The organism is Streptomyces sp. NPDC029466 (assembly GCF_055574515.1).
Map to the genome: position 1 here is coordinate 38733 of NZ_JBVHZH010000012.1, position 20755 is coordinate 59487.

19 protein-coding genes are annotated in these 20755 nt (G+C 71.9%); 13 read left to right on the top strand and 6 right to left on the bottom strand.

Annotation, left to right across the window (positions count from 1 at the left end; all coding sequences use genetic code 11):
• Nucleotides 1-209 precede the first annotated feature (209 nt).
• The 7 genes from ACZ4XD_RS12375 (at nucleotide 210) to ACZ4XD_RS12405 (ending at nucleotide 6963) form a co-directional block, all read left to right on the top strand.
• Nucleotides 210-1526, top strand: coding sequence for a L,D-transpeptidase (locus ACZ4XD_RS12375; RefSeq protein WP_468041152.1), 1317 nt, complete (start codon nucleotides 210-212; stop codon nucleotides 1524-1526).
• A gap of 176 nt (nucleotides 1527-1702) precedes the next feature.
• Nucleotides 1703-2941: a L,D-transpeptidase gene (locus ACZ4XD_RS12380; protein ID WP_468041153.1), complete on the top strand. Its 1239-nt coding sequence runs from the start codon at nucleotides 1703-1705 to the stop codon at nucleotides 2939-2941.
• A 104-nt stretch (nucleotides 2942-3045) separates the two neighbouring features.
• On the top strand, nucleotides 3046-3813 hold the full coding sequence (locus ACZ4XD_RS12385; RefSeq protein ID WP_042148953.1) for an enoyl-CoA hydratase/isomerase family protein: 768 nt from the start codon (nucleotides 3046-3048) through the stop codon (nucleotides 3811-3813).
• Nucleotides 3814-4089: 276 nt separating this feature from the next.
• A complete protein-coding gene (locus ACZ4XD_RS12390; RefSeq protein WP_468041155.1) occupies nucleotides 4090-4617 on the top strand; it encodes an ATP-binding protein in 528 nt (175 codons plus the stop codon).
• Nucleotides 4618-4750: 133 nt separating this feature from the next.
• Nucleotides 4751-5290 carry a hypothetical protein gene (locus ACZ4XD_RS12395; RefSeq protein ID WP_468041158.1) on the top strand — a complete coding sequence of 180 codons (540 nt, stop codon included), beginning with the start codon at nucleotides 4751-4753 and terminating at the stop codon, nucleotides 5288-5290.
• Between the two features lie 57 nt (nucleotides 5291-5347).
• Nucleotides 5348-6130, top strand: coding sequence for a DsbA family protein (locus tag ACZ4XD_RS12400; protein ID WP_468041161.1), 783 nt, complete (start codon nucleotides 5348-5350; stop codon nucleotides 6128-6130).
• Nucleotides 6127-6963, top strand: coding sequence for a cytochrome c biogenesis CcdA family protein (locus ACZ4XD_RS12405; RefSeq protein WP_042148964.1), 837 nt, complete (start codon nucleotides 6127-6129; stop codon nucleotides 6961-6963). The genes ACZ4XD_RS12400 and ACZ4XD_RS12405 overlap by 4 nt, the downstream gene beginning before the upstream one ends.
• Before the next feature lie 111 nt (nucleotides 6964-7074).
• Here the strand turns inward: ACZ4XD_RS12405 and dgt are convergent, their stop codons facing one another.
• The 5 genes from dgt to ACZ4XD_RS12430 form a co-directional block, all read right to left on the bottom strand.
• Nucleotides 7075-8400 (bottom strand): dGTP triphosphohydrolase, encoded by a 1326-nt coding sequence (gene dgt, locus ACZ4XD_RS12410; RefSeq protein ID WP_468041167.1) that lies wholly within the window; start codon nucleotides 8398-8400, stop codon nucleotides 7075-7077.
• Between the two features lie 62 nt (nucleotides 8401-8462).
• Nucleotides 8463-8816: a hypothetical protein gene (locus ACZ4XD_RS12415; RefSeq protein WP_468041170.1), complete on the bottom strand. Its 354-nt coding sequence runs from the start codon at nucleotides 8814-8816 to the stop codon at nucleotides 8463-8465.
• Between the two features lie 453 nt (nucleotides 8817-9269).
• Nucleotides 9270-10100: an ammonia-dependent NAD(+) synthetase gene (nadE, locus tag ACZ4XD_RS12420; protein ID WP_468041172.1), complete on the bottom strand. Its 831-nt coding sequence runs from the start codon at nucleotides 10098-10100 to the stop codon at nucleotides 9270-9272.
• Between the two features lie 132 nt (nucleotides 10101-10232).
• Nucleotides 10233-10787, bottom strand: coding sequence for a GH25 family lysozyme (locus tag ACZ4XD_RS12425; RefSeq protein WP_042148977.1), 555 nt, complete (start codon nucleotides 10785-10787; stop codon nucleotides 10233-10235).
• Nucleotides 10788-11123: 336 nt separating this feature from the next.
• Nucleotides 11124-12344: a glycosyltransferase family 4 protein gene (locus tag ACZ4XD_RS12430; RefSeq protein WP_468041176.1), complete on the bottom strand. Its 1221-nt coding sequence runs from the start codon at nucleotides 12342-12344 to the stop codon at nucleotides 11124-11126.
• A gap of 234 nt (nucleotides 12345-12578) precedes the next feature.
• Between ACZ4XD_RS12430 and ACZ4XD_RS12435 the strand changes: the two genes are divergently transcribed.
• The 4 genes from ACZ4XD_RS12435 to ACZ4XD_RS12450 all read left to right on the top strand — a co-directional run bounded on the left by ACZ4XD_RS12435 (nucleotide 12579) and on the right by ACZ4XD_RS12450 (nucleotide 18641).
• On the top strand, nucleotides 12579-13379 hold the full coding sequence (locus ACZ4XD_RS12435) for a response regulator transcription factor (RefSeq protein WP_468041178.1): 801 nt from the start codon (nucleotides 12579-12581) through the stop codon (nucleotides 13377-13379).
• A gap of 1 nt (nucleotide 13380) precedes the next feature.
• On the top strand, nucleotides 13381-14952 hold the full coding sequence (locus ACZ4XD_RS12440; protein WP_468041181.1) for a sensor histidine kinase: 1572 nt from the start codon (nucleotides 13381-13383) through the stop codon (nucleotides 14950-14952).
• A gap of 324 nt (nucleotides 14953-15276) precedes the next feature.
• The gene (locus ACZ4XD_RS12445) at nucleotides 15277-15993 is read left to right on the top strand and encodes a DUF6333 family protein (RefSeq protein ID WP_468041184.1); all 717 of its coding nucleotides are present in this window, start codon (nucleotides 15277-15279) and stop codon (nucleotides 15991-15993) included.
• 179 nt (nucleotides 15994-16172) lie between these two features.
• Complete coding sequence (locus ACZ4XD_RS12450; RefSeq protein WP_468041186.1) at nucleotides 16173-18641, top strand: LAETG motif-containing sortase-dependent surface protein; 2469 nt, start codon at nucleotides 16173-16175, stop codon at nucleotides 18639-18641.
• Nucleotides 18642-18781: 140 nt separating this feature from the next.
• Here ACZ4XD_RS12450 and ACZ4XD_RS12455 read toward each other — a convergent pair whose 3' ends face one another.
• Entirely contained in the window at nucleotides 18782-19180 is a 399-nt protein-coding gene (locus ACZ4XD_RS12455) for a BlaI/MecI/CopY family transcriptional regulator (protein WP_468041188.1), read from the bottom strand.
• A 299-nt stretch (nucleotides 19181-19479) separates the two neighbouring features.
• Here ACZ4XD_RS12455 and ACZ4XD_RS12460 point away from each other — a divergent pair, with 299 nt between their 5' ends.
• A complete protein-coding gene (locus tag ACZ4XD_RS12460) occupies nucleotides 19480-20199 on the top strand; it encodes a phosphatase PAP2 family protein (protein ID WP_468041190.1) in 720 nt (239 codons plus the stop codon).
• A gap of 219 nt (nucleotides 20200-20418) precedes the next feature.
• Entirely contained in the window at nucleotides 20419-20718 is a 300-nt protein-coding gene (locus ACZ4XD_RS12465; protein WP_468041192.1) for a hypothetical protein, read from the top strand.
• Nucleotides 20719-20755: the final 37 nt, after the last annotated feature.

A 20755-nucleotide genomic window follows, 5' to 3' on the forward strand; every position in this document is an offset into this window, starting at 1 on the left:
GCGGTGGGTCCCGGCATGGAGGTGGTGCCCACCAGCGTGCGCTGGGGAGCCCGGCCGTGCGGGTTTCCGCCCTCCTCGTTGTTCTTCCCGCAACCGGGCGTTGCCTCACGCTTCCCGTGGGAGGCTCCGCGCGCCGCTCCGTTCTGCCGATGACATCCCGTTACGCGGCATACGTCCCAACCCAGGCATCATCCAGCACAATGCGGTATATGACCGCCCATCAGCAGGACCGCGCAGGGGACCGAGCGAAGCGCCGCCACGGCGCCCGGGTGCGGGACCGGCTGCCGGACCGGGCGGGGCGCCGGGCGGCCGGTGGCGCGGCGGTGCGGGCGGCCCGCCGCACCCGTCTCGCCCTCGCCGTCCTGGCCGGGCTCACCGGGGCCGCCGCGCTGGCCGGCTGCGGGGACCCGGAGGTCTTCACCGGCGGCAAACCGCCCTCCCCGGAGGGCACGATCACGGTCGTCCCGCACAACGGCGCGCACGGCGTACGGGCCAACGGGCGGTTCGAGGTCCGGGTGCCGGCGGGGCGGCTGGAGCGGGTGGCGGTCAGCCGGACCGGTGACGCAGGCCGGCGGCCCGTCCCGGGGCGGATCTCGCCGGACGGCCTGACCTGGCGGCCCGCCCCCGGCCGTCTGCGGCTCGGCGCGAAGTACACCGTCGACGCGGTGGCGCTGGACGGTGCCGGCCACCGCTTCGCCCGTCACACCAGCTTCACCACCGCCGCCCCCGTCCGCCGCTTCGTCGGCCACTTCGCACCCCAGCGCGACGCCACCGTCGGCACCGGCCTGATCTTCTCGATGGTCTTCAACCGGCCGATCGCCGACCGCGCGGCCGTCGAACGCGCCGTCCGGGTCAGCGCCCGGCCCGGCGTCGAGATCGCCGCCCACTGGTTCGGCCGCCGGCGGCTGGACTTCCGGCCCCGCGACCGCTGGCGCCCGGGCACCGAGATCACCGTGCAGCTGCGGCTGCGCGGGGTGAAGGCCGCCCCGGGCGCCTACGGGACCCAGCGCCGCACCGTCCGCTACCGGGTGGCCCGGGACCAGGTCAGCACCATCGACGCCGCCCGGCACACCATGACCGTGCGGCAGGACGGCCGGGTCGTGGCGGTGCTGCCGGTCACCGCGGGCGACGACGAGAACCCCACGTACAACGGGCGGATGGTGATCCTGGAGCGCCATTCGATGACGCGGATGGACGGCGACACCGTCGGCTTCGGCGGCGAGTACGACATCCCGGACGTGCCGCACGCCATGCGCCTCACCAGGTCGGGAACCTTCCTGCACGGCAACTACTGGGCGCCGCCGGAGGTCTTCGGCGGCGTCAACACCAGCCATGGCTGCGTCGGGCTGAAGGACATCAAGGGCGGCGGCCCGAACACCCCCGCCGGCTGGTTCTTCGGCCACTCGATCGTCGGCGACACCGTGGAGGTGCACCACTCCCCGGAACGCACGGTCGCGCCGGACAACGGACTCGGTGGCTGGAACATGCCCTGGGAGTTGTGGCGGGCCGGATCCGCGCTGCGCTGAACGGGAGCCGGTCCGCCGGGACAAGTCCCCCGCACCACCCCCGCACTTGGGACTAAACAGTGACATTCACGGGGAGTTCACTGTCACCGCGGTGTGGTTATCTAACGGCAAGCACGCGGCTGTCCGTATCCGCGTGCGGGGGATCGCGGGCCGTGCGAGGGGAAAAGGGGCCAGTCGTGAACGTCCAGCCGAATTCGGGGGTGCCGGCTCGCCGGCGTCGGTGGTCAGGCAAGGGCGGGGGCCCGCTCGCCGTGCTGCTCGCCGCCGTGCTGCTGCTGGTGGCGGGGTGTGGTGGCGATGACGGTGACGGCAAGAAGGCCGGCAAGGCGGGCGGGGAGAAGGACGCCTCGCAGGCCGCCGTGACGATAGCGCCCAAGGACGGCGCGGACGACGTCGCCACCAGCGGTGCGCTGAAGGTGACCGCCCAGAAGGGCCGGCTGAAGTCCGTCAAGGTCAAGGACGGCAAGGGCAATGAGGTCGACGGGAAGATATCGGGCGACGGCGCCGTGTGGAAGCCGAGCGGCCACCTGGGCGCCTCGACGAAGTACACCGTCGACGCGATAGCGGTGGACGGCCAAGGCCGGGAGGCCGCCGAGCACTCCGGCTTCACCACCCTCGTCCCCAAGAACACCTTCATCGGCCAGTACAGCCCCGAGAACGGCCAGCGGGTCGGCGTCGGGATGCCGGTCTCGATCCGCTTCACCCGTGGCATCACGCACCCCGGGGCCGTCGAGGACGCCATCAAGGTCAGCGCCGAGCCGTCGGTCCCGATCGAGGGCCACTGGTTCGGCAACGACCGGCTCGACTTCCGCCCCGAGAAGTACTGGGCGCCCGGCACCAAGGTCACCCTCAAGCTCGACCTCAACGGCGTCGAGGGCCGGCCCGGTGTCTACGGCACCCAGGCCAAGGAGGTCTCGTTCACCGTCGGCCGCAGCCAGGTCAGCACGGTCGACGCCAAGTCGAAGCAGATGACCGTGGTCCGCGACGGGAAGACCGTCAAGACCATCCCGATCACCTCGGGCGCGCCGGGAACCGAGACGTACAACGGCAAGATGGTGATCAGCGAGAAGCACCTCGTGACGCGGATGAACGGGGACACCGTCGGCTTCGGCGGGGAGTACGACATCAAGGACGTACCGCATGCGATGCGGCTGAGCACGTCCGGCACCTTCATCCACGGCAACTACTGGTCGGGCCGCGGGGCGTTCGGCACCCGCAACGCCAGCCACGGCTGTGTGGGCCTCTTCGACCAGCGCGGCGGCGGTGACGGTTCCACTCCGGCGGCGTGGTTCTTCCGCAACTCCGTCATCGGCGATGTGGTCGTCGTCAAGAACTCGCACGATGAAACGATCCAGCCGGACAACGGCTTCAGCGACTGGAACCTCTCCTGGGAGAAGTGGAAGGCCGAGCAGTAGGGGAGCAGGGGACGCCTCCAGAACGGCCGGAAGACGACCGGGCCCGCTGCACTGTGACCGAGTGCACCGGGCCCGGCGCCGTTAACGCGTACTAACCTTCCGGCATGACTGTGAATCTTGAGGTCGCCGACGGCGTCGGCACCATCCGCCTGGACCGTCCGCCGATGAACGCACTGGACATCGCCACCCAGGACCGGCTGCGCGAGCTGGCCGAGGAGGCCACCCGCCGCGACGACGTCCGTGCGGTCGTCATCTGGGGCGGGGAGAAGGTGTTCGCGGCCGGCGCGGACATCAAGGAAATGCAGGTCATGGATCACGCGGCGATGGTCGTGCGGTCCAAGGCGCTACAGGACTCCTTCACCGCCGTGGCCCGGATCCCCAAGCCGGTGGTCGCCGCGATCACCGGCTATGCGCTGGGTGGCGGCTGTGAGCTGGCGCTCTGTGCCGACGTCCGGATCGCGGCCGACAACGCCAAGCTGGGCCAGCCGGAGATCCTGCTGGGGCTCATCCCGGGCGCCGGCGGCACCCAGCGGCTGGCGCGGCTGGTGGGTCCGTCCAAGGCCAAGGACCTGATCTTCACCGGCCGTCAGGTGAAGGCCGACGAGGCGCTCACCCTCGGGCTGGTGGACCGGGTGGTGCCGGCCGCCGAGGTCTACGAGCAGGCACACGCCTGGGCCGCGCGGCTGGCGGCCGGCCCCGCGCTGGCGCTGCGGGCCGCGAAGGAGTCCGTCGACGCGGGCCTGGAGACCGACATCGACACCGGCCTCACCATTGAACGCAACTGGTTCGCGGGGCTGTTCGCGACCGAGGACCGGGAGACCGGCATGCGCAGCTTCGTCGAGGAAGGTCCCGGCAAGGCCAAGTTCCGCTGAAACAACTGGTGTTGACGGGACATCTGAGGTTTGGCCGGGACGTGATGCCCCTTGTGGGGGAATGATGCAAAACTTAATTGCGGCTTAAGCCAACCTTGTTGAGGCTTTCCGGCCGCCCTCTGGATGCCGAGTGTCATCGCAGGTCAGCAGGTGCGACCCGGAACCTTAACTGCCTTTGGCATATGTCTCGGCGAGGGGAGGGAACCGGTGATTCCGGACAGCGGATTCCGCCGGTTCCCTCCCCGTGACCGTCAAGTAACGGCCATGATGGGGGGCATGGCGGGCCTCGAGGGAATGGAGCAGCCGCGGCCGCGGAGCGATCCGGCCGCCGCAGGATGGGGCATCCCCGGCGCGGACCGGGACCGGACCCCGGCTCCCCGCAGACCGGTGTCCGCGGCACCCGAACCGGCCGGTGATCCGACCCTCGGTGAGGTCCGGCTCCCCTCTCGCCCCCAGTCAGCGGGTATCGCCCGCCGGCTCACCGCCGCCGTCCTCCTCAAGCAGTGGTCCCTGACGCCCCAGCTCACCGAGCAGGCCGTGCTGCTGGTCTCCGAGCTCGTCGGCAACGCCGTACGGCACACCGGCGCCCGCACCTTCGGGGTGCGGATGCTGCGCCGCCGTGGCTGGGTCCGCATCGAGGTACGCGACCCGTCCCGCGGACTGCCGTGTCTCATGCCGGTCCAGGAGATGGACCTCAGCGGCCGCGGTCTCTTCCTCGTCGACAAACTCTCCGAACGCTGGGGCGTGGATCTGCTGCCCCGCGGCAAGACCACCTGGTTCGAGATGCGGATCGCCGACCGCTGAACGCCGCTTCCCCGGCCCCGGTCCGGCCGGACGGCCCGCGACAGGCGCCGGGGTCCGGCGGTGCTCCGCTGGTGCGGCGACGGTCCGTAGGATGGGTTGTTCATGCTCGCGCGAGGTACGGAGAGGGAGGGACATGCGCCCTGTGCGCCGGTCGGCCGCGCTGACGCTGCTGCTCCTCCTCACCGTCACCTTCGGGCCGCTGCTGTGCCGGATCGGCGGCGACCAGGCCTGGCTGGCGGGCCGGGCGGCGACGGCCGCGGCGGACTGGCGGGCGGGTGACGCGAGGCCCGCGGCCGCCCCGGACACCTCCGGTCCCACGGACGCGACCGCCGTCGAGCGACCGGCCACCGACCGACCGGCCACCGACCGACCGGCCACCGACCGACCGGCCACCGAGCAACCGGCCGCCGCGCAGCACGGCCCGCGGCTCGACCCCGCCGCCCCCCTCGCCGTCGCCCAGGCGCCCAAGAGGTGCTCGGACCGGCATGCGCCGGGGCCCGATGAGAGCGCCCCGCTGCCCGCACCGCACCGCGGTGAGCCCCTCGCCCCCGCCACCGTCGGCCCGGGGCCGCTCGCCGTGGATCTGCCCGTGCAGTGCGCGCTCGCCCGGCCACCGACGGACAGCGCATCCGTCATCGACCACACCGCGCTCCTCCCCGTACTGCGGATATAGGCCGCCGCCCCGACGCACCCGGCCCGAAATCCCCCTCCGTACGTCTGGAGCTTCCGCATGCCCGTTTCCGCCTCTCCCACCCGCAAACTCGCCGCCGTCGGCGCGGTCCTCGCCCTCGTCGTCGCCCTGATCGCCATCGCCATCGCGGTCGGCTCGTCCGTCGAGGGCGACCGCGACACCGGCCGTGGCGACGCACCCGAGGCCGCCGCCTCCACCGATCCCCAGGAGGACCCCGCCCAGCAGAAGATGTTCGACGACCTCGCCGAGCGGACCAGCCGCCGCGCGGACGGCGACCCGCTGGCCATCGGCAAGAAGGACGCCCCGGTGGTCCTCGTCGAATACGCCGACTACCAGTGCTCGTTCTGCGGCCGTTTCACCCGGGAAACCCAGCCCGGCCTGATCAAGAAGTTCGTCGACAAGGGCACCCTGCGCATCGAATTCCGCAACTTCACCGTCTTCGGCGCGCACTCCGAGCGGGCCGCCCGTGCCTCCTGGGCCGCCGGGCAGCAGGGCAAGTTCTGGCAGCTGCACGACGAGCTGTACGCCAAGACCCGTAAGGGCGCGGCGCTCGCCGAGGACAAGCTCGTCGACCTGGCCCGTAAGAGCGGCGTGGACGACCTCGACAAGTTCCGTACGGATATGAACAGCAAGGAGGCCGAGCGGGCGCTGAAGAAGGATCAGGACGAGGGCTACCAGCTCGGGGTGCAGTCCACGCCGTCCTTCCTGGTCAACGGCCGGCCGGTGGCCGGCGCCCAGCCCCAGGAGGTCTTCGCCCAGGCCATCGAGGAGGCGGCGGCCCGGGCGAAGCACGGCACGGCGGCCAAGGGAGCCGGCAAATGACCGACATCGGCTATCTCGCGGCGTTCCTGGGCGGTGCGCTCGCCCTGCTCAGCCCGTGCAGCGCACTGCTGCTGCCGGCGTTCTTCGCCTACTCCCTGTCCACGCCCGGCCGGCTGGTCGCCCGTACCGGCGTGTTCTATCTGGGACTGGCCACGACACTGGTGCCGCTCGGCGCGGCCAGTACGGCGGCCAGCCGGCTCTTCAACGGCCACCGTGATCTGCTGATCGCCGTCGGCGGCTGGGTCGTCATCGCGATGGGCCTCGCCCAGATCCTCGGCCTGGGCTTCGCCTCCCGGCGCGCCCAGGCCGCCGCCGCGCGGATCACCCCGCGGTCGGCCGTCTCCACCTTCCTGCTCGGCTGTGTCTACGGCCTGGCCGGATTCTGCGCGGGGCCGATCCTCGGCGCGGTGCTGACGGTGACGGCGGTCAGCGGCTCACCGGTGTACGGCGCCTCCATGCTCGCCGTCTACGCGCTGGGCATGGCGCTGCCGCTGTTCGTACTGGCGCTGCTGTGGGACCGCTGCAAGCTCGGCACCCGGGGCTGGCTGCGGGGCCGTGAATTCACCCTCGGCAGGCTGCGGTTGCACACCACCTCGCTGCTGTCCGGGGTGTTCTTCATCGGTATCGGGGTGCTGTTCCTGTGCTTCAACGGGACCAGTGCGCTGCCCGGCATCCTCGACGCGGACAGCGAATTCCGGGCCGAGGAGTGGGCGACGCGGATCGGGAACGGCGTCCCGGACGCCGTACTGATCGCGGTCGCCGCGCTGGTCGTCGCCGGGGTGCTCGGCCGGTTCGCGCTACGGCCGGAGAAGAAGCGGGACGGCGGCGAGTAGCCGGGACGGCGGTGAGTAGCCGGGGCGGAGCGGGCCGTCGGGGAACGGGCCCCGGCTCCCTGCTCCCCGGTCTCCGGACGGTTCACCGGCCCGCGGTGCCGTTCCCCGGCCTCACAGCCACACGTTGTCGTTGACCGAGCCCAGGCCCGTGCCGGACAGCCGCCGGTGGAGGGCCAGTGCCTGGTCCTCGGTCAGCGAGGCGACATGGTCAGCGGCGGCCCGCAGCCGGTCGCCGTGCAGCGCCAGCTCCTCGGCGCGGTCCGGCGGCAGCAGCTCGGGCGCGTCATGGCTCCAGCGCAGCAGCTCGCTCACCACCCGCCGCTTGCCGTGCTGCTGGGTGGCCAGCGCCGGCCGGTCGATGACGTAGCACCACACCAGCTCCTTGAGCAGATCGCAGGCGGCCCGCCGGTCCGCCGGGATCACCAGCTGCGCCCCGTAGCGGATCGCCGCCGCGCCGCCGACCTCCAGCTCGATGCCCCGGGTGAAGTACGAGATCAGATCCGCGGTGCGGCGATTGACCGCCACCGCGTCCTCGTGGCTGCCGCTGTACGGGGCGGGCACCGCCAGCCGCTTGCCGATGTCCTCCATCATCACCAGCGCGGCCGCCCGGTCGAAGTCCTCGCCCGCCCGCGCCCGCTTGGCCTGCACATAGTCCAGGAAGCGGCAGGTCTCCCGCTCGGTGTCGCTGCCCGCGGCGCCGTCCGGCGGGAACAGCGCGGCCAGCGGGATCAGGCCCGTGCGGTAGAAGTCCTCGACGTCATGGCAGGCGTAGGTGACATCGTCCGCCCAGTCCATGACCTGTTCCTCGACCGGTACGGCGGTGTCCGTACGGCCGGCCCGCACCCAGGAGAACGCCTCCCGGTCGGCGACGTACACGCCCCACTTCACATGCCGCGCCGGGTCCTGGTCGACGGGCGCCCGCTCCCACGGGTACTTCGTGGCGGCGTCCAGACAGGCGCGGGTCAGATGCAGCCCGCGGTGGCCCGGGTATTTGTGGGCGGCGAGGAAGGTCAGGACCCGCAGGGTCTGCGCATTGCCCTCGAAGCTGTCGAGGACACCGTCCGCGAAGTGCAGTTCGTCCATGGTGGCGCGCAGCGCCAGCTCACCCGCGTGCCCGAAGGGCGGATGGCCGATGTCATGCGCCATGCACGCCGCCTCGACGAGCGCCGGATTCGGCCCGCCGTACTGCCGCTCCAGCCGCTCCGCCATCCGCCGGCCGAGCTGCGCCACCTTCATCGAGTGCGTCAGCCGGGTGTGGTAGGCGCCCAGCTCGGCGCTCGCCACCACCTGGCTCTTGCCGGCCAGCGCCCGCCACTGCGTCGAGTAGAGGATCCGGTCGACGTCATGCTCGAACCCGGACCGCTGCCCGTCGTCGGGCACCCGTCGCCGCAGGGAGTGCTGCTCTAGATCCTCATCGCTGTATGTGGCAGGTCGCATGCGCGGATGGTAGTCCTGCCCCGCGCACCGGGCCCCTTCCGGGCCCACGGCACCCACCGGCTCTAGGCACTGAGACGTCGCCGCCAGCGCGGATGCGGTCGGGCGTACGGGCGGGTGTGCGGAGGGTGGGCGTCCGCCCGGCGGCGGCGGTCGTTGCAGAGCAGGCATTTCCCGTAGCCCGGCGGAAGGGGATCTTCCGGGTCGCCGTACAACGGGTCGACCGCACCGTGCGGATGCAGGGCGCAGCCGGTCGGGCCGGTCTGCGCACCCAGCGAGCTGGCGGCGGTCAGTGCTTGGCGGAGGACGTCGACGAGCTGGTCCGCGTCACGCCGGGTGGGCGCGGACTGCAAGGCCGAGGCCAGGTCGGAGGCGGTGGTCAGCGCGGTCTGGAGTTCGCGCAGGTTTGCGTAACCCATGTCCCGGAGCGTAGGCGGCCCCACTGACAGTTGATCTTCCGATCGCACTTCGCGGCTTCCCATGGCCGGATGCATGCCCGCTCACACCCACGATTTAGCACCGGGATGATGACGGTCCCCTAGCCGGGCCATGACATGACGGGGCGGGGGTGGGCGGGGGCGGCGCTGCGGGTTGGGGCGGGGGAGGGGTGAGGCAAGGCGGGACAGGGCGGGCCGGTGGGGTGCCGCTGCTGCGGCTCTGCTCCCCCCCCACCCCCGAACCCACCCCCCGCCCCCTCCCCCGAAGGGGGAGAGGGGGAGGGGGCGGGGGAGAGCTCCGGGGCCCGCGCGAGCGGGGCTACGCGGCCGTGCGAGCGGGCCTCCGAGGTCGTGCGAGCGGCGGCTCCCCGAGGGGCTGCGCAAACAGCTCCACGAGCCCGTCCGCCCCGCCCCAGCCCGTCGGGAAGCGACCCCTCAAGGCGCGATCGGCAGTGCCCGCTTGTGCTCCGTGAGGTGGTAGCGGCGGACGATCGCCTGGGCGGCCGCGTCGTCGACCGGCTTGCCCTCCAGGAAGTCGTCGATCTGGTCGTAGCTCACGCCGAGCGCGTCCTCGTCCGGCTTGCCCGGGTCGAGGGTCTCCAGGTCGGCCGTGGGCACCTTCTGGACCAGCTCCTCCGGGGCGCCCAGTGCCGCCGATATGGCGCGCACCCGGCGCTTGGTGAGGCCGGTGAGCGGTACGACATCGGCCGCGCCGTCGCCGAACTTGGTGAAGAAGCCGGAGACCGCCTCGGCCGCGTGGTCGGTGCCGACGACCAGGCCGTCATGCGCCCCGGCGACCGCGTACTGCGCGATCATGCGCTGCCGGGCCTTGATGTTGCCCTGGACGAAGTCCTGGTGGTGGGCGTCGCGGAAGGTGAGCCCGCCGTCCAGCGCGGCCTGGAGCGCGGCATCGCTCGCCGGGCGGATGTCGACGGTCAGCTCCCGGTCGGCGCGGATGAACTCCAGCGCCCGCTGGGCGTCCTTCTCGTCCGCCTGGACGCCGTACGGCAGCCGCATCGCGTAGAACGTCGCCTCGTGCCCGGCGGCGCGGGCCCGCTCGACGGCGAGCTGGCAGAGCCGGCCCGTGGTCGTGGAGTCGACGCCGCCGCTGATGCCCAGGACCAGCGAGCGCAGGCCCGTGGATGTCAGCCGCTCCGTGAGGAAGGTCACCCGGCGCTCGATTTCCTGCTCGGCGTCGAAGGACGCGGTCACCTGGAGATCCCGGGCGATCTCCTGTTGCAGGGCCTTGGGCGCCGGGTCGGTCACGACTGCTCCTCTTGTCTCGTGCTGCGTCGCGCGGTGGCGGTGACGCGCTGTTCCTGTGCCCCGTACGCAGCGTTCATCCGCCGCCCGCGTGCGGTGCCTGGCGACGCGAAATCGGCGTGCCGGTAGGAAACCTTATGCCGGGTGCGCCCACTTCTTGAGGGCGGCCTTGGTGGAGAAGTCCGCGACGTCCTTGTCCAGCGGGTGGTCGGTGTACTGATGGATGCGCCACTTCGCCTTGATCCGCGGGTGCCCGGCGGTGACGTAGTCGGCGATCCACAGGCCGTCGGCCGCGTAGGACGTGGTGTCGTGGTGGAGCCAGAAGTCGCGGTTGCAGTAGAGCATCACCCGGTGCGTGGGCCGCAGCCTTTTCACCTCGCGCAGGAACTGATCCTTCTGCGCATTGCTCGCATAGGTCCCCTCGCCGGTGCGTTCCCAGTCGCAGGCCAGAATGTCGCCCTGGACCGAAACACACTTCTCGACGAAGTATTTCGCCTGGGCGGCGATATTTCCCGGCCACAGAAAGTGGTAGAAACCGACCACGCAGCCCGCTTTACGGGCCTTTGACGCCTGCGCCGACTGGTGCGGGTTGATGTAGGAGCGGCCTTCTGTGGCCTTGACGAAAACGAAGTCCAGCCCCGCGGTGGAATACGAGGTGTTGTAGGAGCTGACATCGACACCATGCAGCATGAGCGGCCTCCTGCCCTCGGACCTGCGGATTCGAAGCGTCAACTGCTCGAAGCGCCAACTGCGTTGCCGAGTTCCGGGCGTTCCGTGATCGGCAATTCGGTGATCCGGTGCTGTGATCCCGGTGCTGTGATCCAGTGATCGAGTGATCCAGTGATTCCGCGTTCCGTGATCCAGCGATTCCGCGTTCCGTGCGATTTCCGTTTCGTTTCCAGCAGTTCAGCATGTTCGCTACCGGGGACGCCAGACAAGAGGCGGGAAGTTCCTTGTGACGCGGTCAAGTTGAGGCGGGGCCGGTCCCGCCGACCGGACCGGCCCCGCCGTCCGTGGGCGGCCGGTTCAGCGCCGCAGGGCGCGTCGCAGCAGCCGTCGTGCGCGGGCGCGGATCCGCGCCACGGTCCGCTGCCGGGCCCGCCGGCCGCGCGTCGACCGCAGTTCCCCGAAGAGGACTTGATAGCGCTCGGCGATCGGCTCCGGGTCGTAGCGGTGCGAGCTCTCCCGCGCGTTCCCGGCCATCGTGCGCCGCCGCTCGGGGTCCTCGATGAGGGCGAGCAGGGCATCGGTCAGCGCCGGGCCGTCGCCGCGCGGCACCAGCAGCCCGTTCGTGCCGTCCTGAATGATCTCGGCCGGGCCCAGCGGGCAGTCGGTGCTGACGACGGGCACCCCGCAGCGCATCGCCTCCACGAGGGTCATGCCGAACGACTCGGCGTCCGAGGCCGAGGCGACGATCGACGCCTTGGCGAACTCCGCCTCGATCGGTGAGCGCGGCCCGGTCAGCTCCGCCTGCCCGCCCAGCCCGAGCCCGTCGATCAGCCCCTGGAGCTGCGTCCGCTCGGCGCCGCCGCCGTGTATCCGCAGCCGCCAGTCGGGGTGCTTGGCGGCGACCCCGGAGAACGCCTCTATCAGCAGGTCGAAGCGCTTGCCGCGGACCAGCCGGCCGGCCGCCGCGATCACCTTGGAGGTGCCCTCGGACGGCGGACCGGCCGGCGCGGGCACGATGTTCGGCACCGCCAGCACCCGTACGCCGGGCAGCGGCATCCGCGCGCGGTAGACGGCGGCATCCGCCTCGGTGGTGGTGACCACGGCATCCAACGTCCGGTAATGGCGGGCGAGTTCGGCGCGCAGCCGCTTGCTGTGCGCGTCGTGCCGGAGGTGCTCCTGGGCGATCCGCAGCGCCCGGCGGGGGCCGAACCGGGCCAGGTAGACATTGATGCCGGGCCGGGTGCCGATCAGTACGTCCGCGTCGGTGGTCCGCAGCAGCTCCGCGGCGCGGACATCGACCAGCCGGCTGTACTGGTGGTGCCGCTTCTCGGTGAGCGGGAAGTCGCGCGCGGGCTCACCGAACAGCGGGTCGGCCATGTCCTCGCTGCCGACCCGGGTGTCCACCAGCGGGATCAGCCGCACCCGGGGGTCCACGGTGAACCGCGGGACCTCGCGGTGCCGCAGCATCGAGACGATCTCGACGTCGTGCCGGTCGGCGAGCGCGGCGGCGAGGTTGAGGGTGGTGCGGACCGTGCCGCCGATGGCATAGGCGTTGTGCAACAGGAGGGTGATCTTCATGCGGTGTGGTGTCTTCCCCGAGGTGTGCCGAATCATTCCGACCGGCCGGTACCTGCGCGACGGGCCGCCGCGACCGGCCCGTCCGGCACGGGGTCACCGTGTCGCCACGGGGTAAGCCGAGGGCGTGGCCCGGGTGAGAGCCCGGTAAGAACCAGGGGTGAGAGCCGGGTAAGAAAGCCGCCGCCCCACCGGCCGCCCGTCTTCGCACCGCCGGGACCTTGGCAGACTTGCCGGGTGACCCATTCCGTACTGCTCGCCGAGGACGACCGACCCATCCGGACCGCGCTGGAGCGTGCGCTGACCCTGGAGGGATACCAGGTCACCGCCGTCGCCGACGGCATCCAGGCGCTGGCCGCCGCCCACCGCGAGCGCCCGGACGTGATCCTGCTGGACGTGATGATGCCGGGCATCGACGGGCTCCAGGTGTGCCAGGTGCTGCGGGCCGAGCAGGACCGCACCCCGATCCTGATGCTGACCGCCCGGGTCGAGACCGCGGACCGGATCGCCGGCCTGGACGCCGGGGCGGACGACTATGTGGTCAAGCCGTTCGAGGTCGAGGAGGTCTTCGCCCGGCTGCGGGCGCTGCTGCGGCGGACGACGGCCGGCGCTGCCGGGGCGGCCGGGGCGGAGGACGGCGACGGGCCGGGGACCGGTCCGGACGCCGCCGAGGAGCCCGGCGAGACGGGCGGGGGCGCGGACACGGGCGGAGCGTACGAGGCCCGGGTGGCGGACAGCGGTGTCGTCGAGGCAGCGGATCTGCGGATCGACGGCCCCTCGCGCCGTGCCTGGCGCGGCGAGCGGGAGCTGGAACTGACCCGGACCGAGTTCGAACTGCTGGAACTGCTGGCCCGTAACACCGGGATCGTGCTGGACCATTCGACGATCTACGACCGGATCTGGGGCTACGACTTCGGGCCGGGCTCGAAGAACCTCGCGGTGTACGTGGGCTACCTGCGGCGCAAGGTCGATGTCCCGGGCAGCCGCCCGCTGATCCACACGGTGCGTGGCGTCGGTTACGTGCTGCGGGAGGACTGAGATGTCCGGGCCCCGTGACCGCACCGGGAGCGGTACCCGCGCCGGCCGCCGCCGGCTGTGGGTCCGGCTGTGCGCCCGGCTGCGGTCCTGGCGGCGCGGCGGATCGGCGGCCTGGGTGCGTACCCGCCGGCCCGCCAGTCTGCGCACCGCCTTCGCGGTGGCGTTCGCCGCCGGGGCCGCGGCGGTGACCGTCCTCGTCGGATTCCTCAGCTACGACGCGGCGGCCCGGCTGGTACGGGTCGATGAGAAGTCGGTGTTCTCGCAGGTCGTCCGGGATCTGCGCACCCAGGTCCAGGAGAAGCCGTTCTGGCCCGCCGACTACGCGACCGCCGACCCCGACCACGACGGACCGCGCGACGACCTCACCCGGCCCAGCCGGACCGAGGTGCAGATCCTGGGCGCCGGCGGCCAGATCGTGGAGCGGGGGCGCCCGGCGCTTCCGGCCGGTGCCGCGGAGCGCCGGATCGCCGTCGACGACCGGGCGGGCCTGCACGCGGAGCGGGAGGCCGACATCGGCGACGAGGAGTACCACGTCGCGACCGTCGCGCTCGGCGGCGGCCGCGGGGCGGTCCAGGTCGCCCAGAAGTTCAGCGAGACCGAGGATCTGCTCTCCGCGCTCCAGCAGCGCACCGCCCTGCTGGCCGCCGTGGTCATCACGCTGGCCGGAGCGGGCGGCTGGTGGCTGGCGCGGCGGATCACCGGCCGGCTGGTGCGGCTGACCGCGGTCGCCGAGAGCGTGGCGGAGCACGGCAGGCTGGACGTCCCGGTCCCGGTGGCCGGGCGCGACGAGGTCGCCCGGCTCGGCCGGGCCTTCGACGACATGCTCGGCCGGCTGGCCAGCGCCGTACAGGACCAGCAGCGCCTCGTCCAGGACGCCGGCCATGAGCTGCGCACCCCGCTGACCTCGCTCCGTACCAACATCTCGCTGCTGAAGCGGTTCGAGGAACTGCCGTCGGACGCCCGCGAGGAGCTGCTGGCCGATCTGGCGGGCGAGGCCAGGGAACTCAGCGATCTGGTCAATGAGCTGGTGGATCTGGCCGCCGGACAGCGGGATGACGACCCGCTCGCCGAGGTGAGTCTGGCCGAGGTCGCGGAGAAGGCGGCCGCCTCGGCCCGCCGCCGCACCGGCCGCGAGATCACCGTACGGACCGTGCGCCCGGCGGTGGTCGAGGGCCGGCCCGCCGCGCTGCACCGTGCGCTCACCAACCTGCTGGAGAACGCCGCCAAGTTCGACGCGGGCGGCACGGCGCCGATCGAGGTCGTGGTGACGGGCGCCCGGGTCGAGGTCCTCGACCGCGGGCCCGGCATCGAGGACGCCGACCTCACCCGCGTCTTCGACCGCTTCTACCGCGCCGCGGCCGCCCGCGGCCTGCCCGGCTCCGGCCTGGGCCTCGCCATCGTCCGCGAGATCGCCACCGCCCATGGCGGCCACGCCTTCGCCACCCACCGCCCGGGAGGGGGCGCCACCCTGGGCTTCACGGTCGGCACCGGGACGGGGACGGGGACGGGGGCGGGGAGCGGCACGGGGTCCGGCGGCGGAGCGCATGCGGAGACCGGGGGGCCGGGGGCCTAGGGCGTGTCCGCAAAGTCCCGTCGTTCGCCCGTAGGGCGGGGCTCGCGGCGTCTGGTGCGTGCGCTCGCAAGGCGGAGGGTCGTCCTCGTAGTGGGTCTACGTGGACGATCCCGACAACGCAGCGAGCGTGCGTGCCAGGCGTCGCGAGCCAGGCGGGACTTTGCGGACACGCCCTAGCGTCCCAGGTCCTGGCTCAGCGGTCGCGGACCGTGCCGGAGTGCGCCGACGGGCACTCGGTCACGGGGGTCTCCGGCCGGCTTCCCGCGACTGCTGCGTGCACATTCCGGGGGAGGGGTGTCACCGCCGGCCGCTACGGTGGCCCGCATGACCGATACCAAGTACTGGACTGCTGCCCCGGACCGGGTGGTTCGCGGCTCGATGGGCCTGTGTCATCTCACCGTGGCTCAGCCGCCGTTCGACATCGACGCCCGTAGCCTGCCGGCCAACGACTCCGATCAGGCCCGCCTGTTCGTCGAGTCGTTCGACGGCATCGAGGAGGTCCTGGCGGATCTCGGGCCGCGCTCCGTGCAGACGCCGCTGCCCTCCTCGGTGCGTTCCGATCTGGACATCGTTCATGCCGCCGTGTGGGGCGGTGTGCGGGCCATTTCCACCCCTGTCTTCGCCGACGACGGCAACGGAAACCCGCTGTTGGCCGAAGCCGAACGGCTGCGGGAGCGCTTCCCCGCGGCGCGGATCGTCGGCCACGTCACCTACTACGGCGGAATGGAGCACACCGAAACCGTCGTGATGCTCCCCGACGGCGCCATGTTCCACGCCGCCGGCTGGCCCGACGGCGAACCGTTCGTCGTCCTGGGCGACCCCCACGCCGTCATCGCCTCGCTCGGCCTGAGCAGTTGGATGCTCACCGCCGCCGACATCGACATGGACCAGCCCCTCCACGAGATCGAATGGGCCTCCCTGGCCGGCCTGGCACTGGGGCACTCCGACCCCTGGGGATGGGAGGAGATACAGACCACCGCCTTCCGCGTACAACACAGCGATCTGTCCGTCTCCTCGATGGAGGGCCTGTACTTCATCTAAGGCGCGAGGAAGCGGCGGCCACCCTCTGAGGGGCCGCCGATCGCCATGTCGACACTCCATTAACTCGTCTTTATCTGCGGGCAGTTGGGGCTATGGTGTCCGGGCGGCGCGTACACGTCACGGGGGCCCAACGTGCCGCCCACGACCCCTCAGGCCCCACCCGAGGGAAAGACGAGCTCTTGAACAAACTGCTCCGCATACCGTCCCGGTGGCGGTTCGCGGCCCGGTGCACGGCCGCTTTCGGCCTGACTGCGGCCGTCACCATGACCGGGCTGCCGGCCGTCCAGGCCGCGCCGCCGAAGCTGCCGCCGGTCTCGGCGAAGATGAAACCCGGCTCCGGCCAGCGCTGCGACGTCCGCAACAAGCTCCCGGCCGCCGCGAAGACCCCGGCGAACTCCGGGTTCCCCAACGACCTGACCGGGAACCTCCACAAGGACACCGCCCTCCCGCGGAAGTTTGAGTACGACCTTCCCGGCCAGGCGTACGACGGCCTGAAGACGCCGACGGCCGACGAGAAGACGCGGGCGCTGTCGAAGGTCCCCGGCGACCTGGAGAAGAACGTGGCGGCCTGGAAGAAGGCCGCCGACCTCTCCAAGAAGCCCGAGGACCGGGCGATGGAGATCTACGCCCGGTACTTCGCGAACAAGGAGGGCCTCGGGTTCAAGCACTGGTTCGACAAGCGGTACATCCGCAACCAGATCAACAACCACAAGGGCTCCGGCTTCGAGCGGCAGCTCGTCAAGGACTACCGCCTGATCGGCCCGGACTGGCTGTGTGAGGTCACCGTCGAGCTGTTCGACAAGAACGGCGCCAAGGTCGGCGAGCGCCGCTACGACGCCTACAACCAGAAGACCAAAGAGTTCAACGAGTTCAAATCCAACAGCAAGCTGACCGCCAAGCAGCTCGCGAAGGACCGGGTCGTCGCCAAGTCGATGCCCCAGCACACCTTCCGCTTCACCGGTGCGAAGAAGTTCACCAAGGGTCAGGTCAAGCACATCAACGACCTGGAACGCGACGTCCGCGCCATGCGAAACGGCAAGACCGGGCAGGTCCGCGGTAACCAGCGGTTCTACAACCCGGTGCCCAAGACCACCCCGATCCGCGGATTCTCCGACCACCAGCGGTGGTTCGCCCCCGCCTGCCAGACCGGCGGCGGCACGGGGACGCAGCTCATGGCGGCCGGCGCCAACAACTGCGGCACCCGCGGCCCCGCCAACCAGCGCGCCCTCTCCTCCGGGAAGACCCTGGAAGAGGCCAAGCGCTACCAGAGGGATGCCAACCGCCTCGACCCGAGGGGCACCCTCCCCAGGGGCGGCCCTGGTGGCGTCGACTTCACCACCATGGAGCTCCGCTACGTCGGTGGTCTCGGCAAGGGCAAGGGCATGCAGTACTCCATGCGTGCCGACCAGATGCCCGACCCGGACAACAACCCCGGCTTCGGCGGCGAGAAGAGGATGCAGCTCTCCTCCGACGCCCTGTTCACCTGGCTCGCGCTGACCCCTGAGAAGTTCTGGGTCAACTTGAACCCGGACCAGCCGGGCAAGGTCATGGACGCGAAGTTCGGCAAGACCGACGCCGGCCGTGTCCTTCTCGACGCGGATCTGCTCATGAAGCACGACTTCTCCGAGGCGCTGAACCCGAACAAGCACGTGGAGGGTAAGCGTTACTGGGACACCGCGCCGCGCCGCAACGGCATGCCGTGTTTCCCCGGTACCCGGTTCTGGATCGAGCCCGACGAGGCGAAGGTCCGGGAGCAGGACGGCGGGATCTACATCCTCGACTCGCCGATGGATGTCTCCGCCGAGTGGCTGGACGTGGACTACACCGTCCCCGGCTCCACCGAGTGCACCGACCTCTCGGACGCCGAGAAGAAGCGGATCGAGGTGTCGGTCAACGCCAACATCGTCCCGATCATCCAGGAGCGGGTGAACAAGGACCCCAAGTACGCCGAGCTGCGCGCCGTCTACAACGCTCGCGTCGCCGCCGAGTACATCCGCCAGGCCGACGCCAAGTCGCCGACGGACTTCCACCGGATCATCAACTCCAATGATGTGTCCGCGTGGCCGATCCGGCCCCCGCACCAGGACTGGACCCGCGAGAAGGTCTGGGACACGTACATGAAGTCGTACAAGGAAGGCATCGAGTGGTTCGAGCTGGAGTACGGCGGCAAGATCTACAAGCAGGGCGTCGGCGGCGTCGACTTCTCCAGGCAGCCCAAGCGCAACATCAGTAAGACGCGCTTCAACCTGGAGAACCGGGACCTGGACAACACCACCCGCAACTCCCGCGAATCCGATGACACCTCCTACCGGGACACCGACACCCTCTACCTCGGCGCCGGACCCGGCGGCGACGAAAGCGGCGAGGACCCGGGCGGCGACCCCACACCCACCCCGACACCCACCCCGTCGCACACCGGTAAGCCGACCCCGACGGACCAGCCCTCCACGCCGGGCACGCCGGACCCGACCCACAGCAGCGGCGGACAGCCCTCGGCCACATCCACGCCGGGCGACCCTGACGGCGATCTTGCCGACACCGGCAGCAACACCCCCATCGGCCTGATCGCAGGCATCGCCGCGGTGCTCGCGGCGGCCGGCGGTGGCCTCATGTGGTGGATGCGCCGGCGCGGCACCGCCCAGGAGTAGCCCGGCCGGGCAGTACACCTCACAGGAAGGGTTCCACCCGCGACCGGGTGGAACCCTTCCCCTTTCCCTCCCGGGACGCCCAGCGCGGATACGTCTTCCCGGGCACCGTCACCGCCGCCGCACTCGTCATCCGGCTCCGGTCACGACGGGGGAGACGCAGGTACACCGCCCCCCGCCCCTCCGAGCAGATTCCGCAGCAAGTCCTGGTCCTCACCGGCCAGTTGGGAGACGAAGCGGGCGAGCGCGGCGCCGCGGTCGGGCTGCTTGTCGAGTTCCTTGCGCATCCGCCGGGCGGTCAGCCCCGCGGAGTCCTGTAGGGGCGAGTACGCGAAGCCCCGGCCGGCCCGGGAGCGGGACACCGCCCCCTTGTCATGCAGCCGGGTGAGGATCGTGGTGACGGTGGTGCGCGCGAGCCGTCCGCCCAGGGCGCTCTGCACCTCGGCGGGGCTCAGCGGGCCCTCGGCCGCCCAGAGCGCCGCGAGCACGCTCGCCTCCAGTTCGCCGGACGGGCGCCGCCGCACAGGTGCTGTCTCCGCCATGGCACGCCCTCCACCTGTTCGTCGTCCACAGTGCCGTAGACCGTTACAGTGCCGTAGACCGTCGATGTGACGGTAGTCGGTCGGGCCGGTCGCACGGCAGGCCCGCAACCCATTGTCCGAGGGGCCGCCGACATGGCCGTAGCCGCCGCCTTTCCGCAGGTGAGAAGGGCTGCCCAGACCGTGAACGGGGGCGAAGCCGGCTCCCTGTCCACGCGGTCCCAAGCGCTCGGCACCGCCGTCGCCCCGTATGCCGCAACCGGCCTCCGGACCACCCGCCCGCACCCCTCGGTGGCCGCGCGGTGACCGCCTCGGGGCCGGGACCGGAATCGGGACCGGGGCCGGCGGCCGAAGCGCCACGGCCGGCGCCGCCCCCGCGCCGCGATACCGCCGCCCTCCTCACCGTCGCCGCGGCCTGCGCGGCGCTCTTCGCCGCCACGGCCGTGGCGGTCTCCGTACGGCACGGCGTCCCGCTCGCCGCCGAACAGGCCGCCGTCCGCTGGTCCGCCGCGCACCGCGGGGAGCCCGCGCGCTCCATGGCCGGCGCGCTGACCGCCACCGGCAGTGGCCCGGTCCCGTATCTGATGGCGGTGCTCGCCGGTCTGCTGGCCGGCCGGCGGGCGCGCGGGCGGCTGCGCGCGGTGTGCTGTGCCGTCGTCGTCCTCGCCGCCGGCCAGGCGATCCGCTACGGCCTGATGGAGCTGCTCGCCCGCCCCCGCCCGCCGGCCGCCGACTGGACCGGTCCCGCCTCCGGATACGCGTTCCCCTCCGGCCACGCCACCACCTCGGCGCTGGCGGCCGGAATCCTGGCCTGGGGCATCGCCCGGCGCGCCCGCCCCGCCGTGGCCCGCACCTGGTGCGTGGTGCTCGCCCTCTGGGCCGCCGGAGTCGGCCTCACCCGCGTCTACCTGGGCGTCCACTGGCCCGGCGATGTCCTCGGCGGCTGGTTCCTGGCGGCCGGACTGCTCGCTCTCGCGCTGCTTCTGGAGCCGTTCGCGCTCCGCGGCCCGGACCGCGCCTGACCGGGCCGGTACGCGCCGCCGCGCCTCCACGGCCCGGCGCCCGGCCGCCCCACGGCACCCATTCCCATGAAGAGCTGACGATCGGACCAGGTCTTCGCCAAGGCGGCATGGAGAGGTCCCGCGCCGAGCAGCACTGTCCTGGGCGCCGGGACGGCGAAGCGATCCGGCCACGGCGCCGCTCACGGCACGTACCACCGCACCACCAGGGGGAACGCACCGATGAACCAGCCACTCGACACCCCACCGCCGTGGCGCACCGCCGGTGCGCCCGCCGCGTCCCACGGGCGCTGCCCGGCCGCCGCCGCCAAGGACCCCACGCCGTGCGAGGGACCGCGGGACGCGGCCACCATCGTCGACCGCCACGGCCGGGAGTCCGCCGGCTGTGTCCACCACTGCGCCCGCCTGCTGGCCGGCCTCGAAGGCGCCCGGGTCCACCCCTTCGTCCCCGCGCCGCAGGCCCTGGAGGTCTACTCCCGGGCCCGCGAACTCCCGCCCTTCGCCTGGGAGATCGGCAGATAGCCCCGGGTCACCGCCCTGGCCGCCGCCGGCCCCGGCC

What these genes read in the sequence shown, in the direction of transcription:
- ACZ4XD_RS12375 (WP_468041152.1), top strand. Translation starts at nt 210, where the DNA reads ATGACCGCCCATCAGCAGGACCGCGCAGGGGACCGAGCGAAGCGCCGC.
- ACZ4XD_RS12385 (WP_042148953.1), top strand. Translation starts at nt 3,046, where the DNA reads ATGACTGTGAATCTTGAGGTCGCCGACGGCGTCGGCACCATCCGCCTG.
- ACZ4XD_RS12390 (WP_468041155.1), top strand. Translation starts at nt 4,090, where the DNA reads ATGGCGGGCCTCGAGGGAATGGAGCAGCCGCGGCCGCGGAGCGATCCG.
- ACZ4XD_RS12395 (WP_468041158.1), top strand. Translation starts at nt 4,751, where the DNA reads ATGCGCCCTGTGCGCCGGTCGGCCGCGCTGACGCTGCTGCTCCTCCTC.
- ACZ4XD_RS12400 (WP_468041161.1), top strand. Translation starts at nt 5,348, where the DNA reads ATGCCCGTTTCCGCCTCTCCCACCCGCAAACTCGCCGCCGTCGGCGCG.
- ACZ4XD_RS12405 (WP_042148964.1), top strand. Translation starts at nt 6,127, where the DNA reads ATGACCGACATCGGCTATCTCGCGGCGTTCCTGGGCGGTGCGCTCGCC.
- dgt (WP_468041167.1), bottom strand. Translation starts at nt 8,400, where the DNA reads ATGCGACCTGCCACATACAGCGATGAGGATCTAGAGCAGCACTCCCTG.
- ACZ4XD_RS12415 (WP_468041170.1), bottom strand. Translation starts at nt 8,816, where the DNA reads ATGGGTTACGCAAACCTGCGCGAACTCCAGACCGCGCTGACCACCGCC.
- ACZ4XD_RS12425 (WP_042148977.1), bottom strand. Translation starts at nt 10,787, where the DNA reads ATGCTGCATGGTGTCGATGTCAGCTCCTACAACACCTCGTATTCCACC.
- ACZ4XD_RS12430 (WP_468041176.1), bottom strand. Translation starts at nt 12,344, where the DNA reads ATGAAGATCACCCTCCTGTTGCACAACGCCTATGCCATCGGCGGCACG.
- ACZ4XD_RS12440 (WP_468041181.1), top strand. Translation starts at nt 13,381, where the DNA reads ATGTCCGGGCCCCGTGACCGCACCGGGAGCGGTACCCGCGCCGGCCGC.
- ACZ4XD_RS12445 (WP_468041184.1), top strand. Translation starts at nt 15,277, where the DNA reads ATGACCGATACCAAGTACTGGACTGCTGCCCCGGACCGGGTGGTTCGC.
- ACZ4XD_RS12455 (WP_468041188.1), bottom strand. Translation starts at nt 19,180, where the DNA reads ATGGCGGAGACAGCACCTGTGCGGCGGCGCCCGTCCGGCGAACTGGAG.
- ACZ4XD_RS12465 (WP_468041192.1), top strand. Translation starts at nt 20,419, where the DNA reads ATGAACCAGCCACTCGACACCCCACCGCCGTGGCGCACCGCCGGTGCG.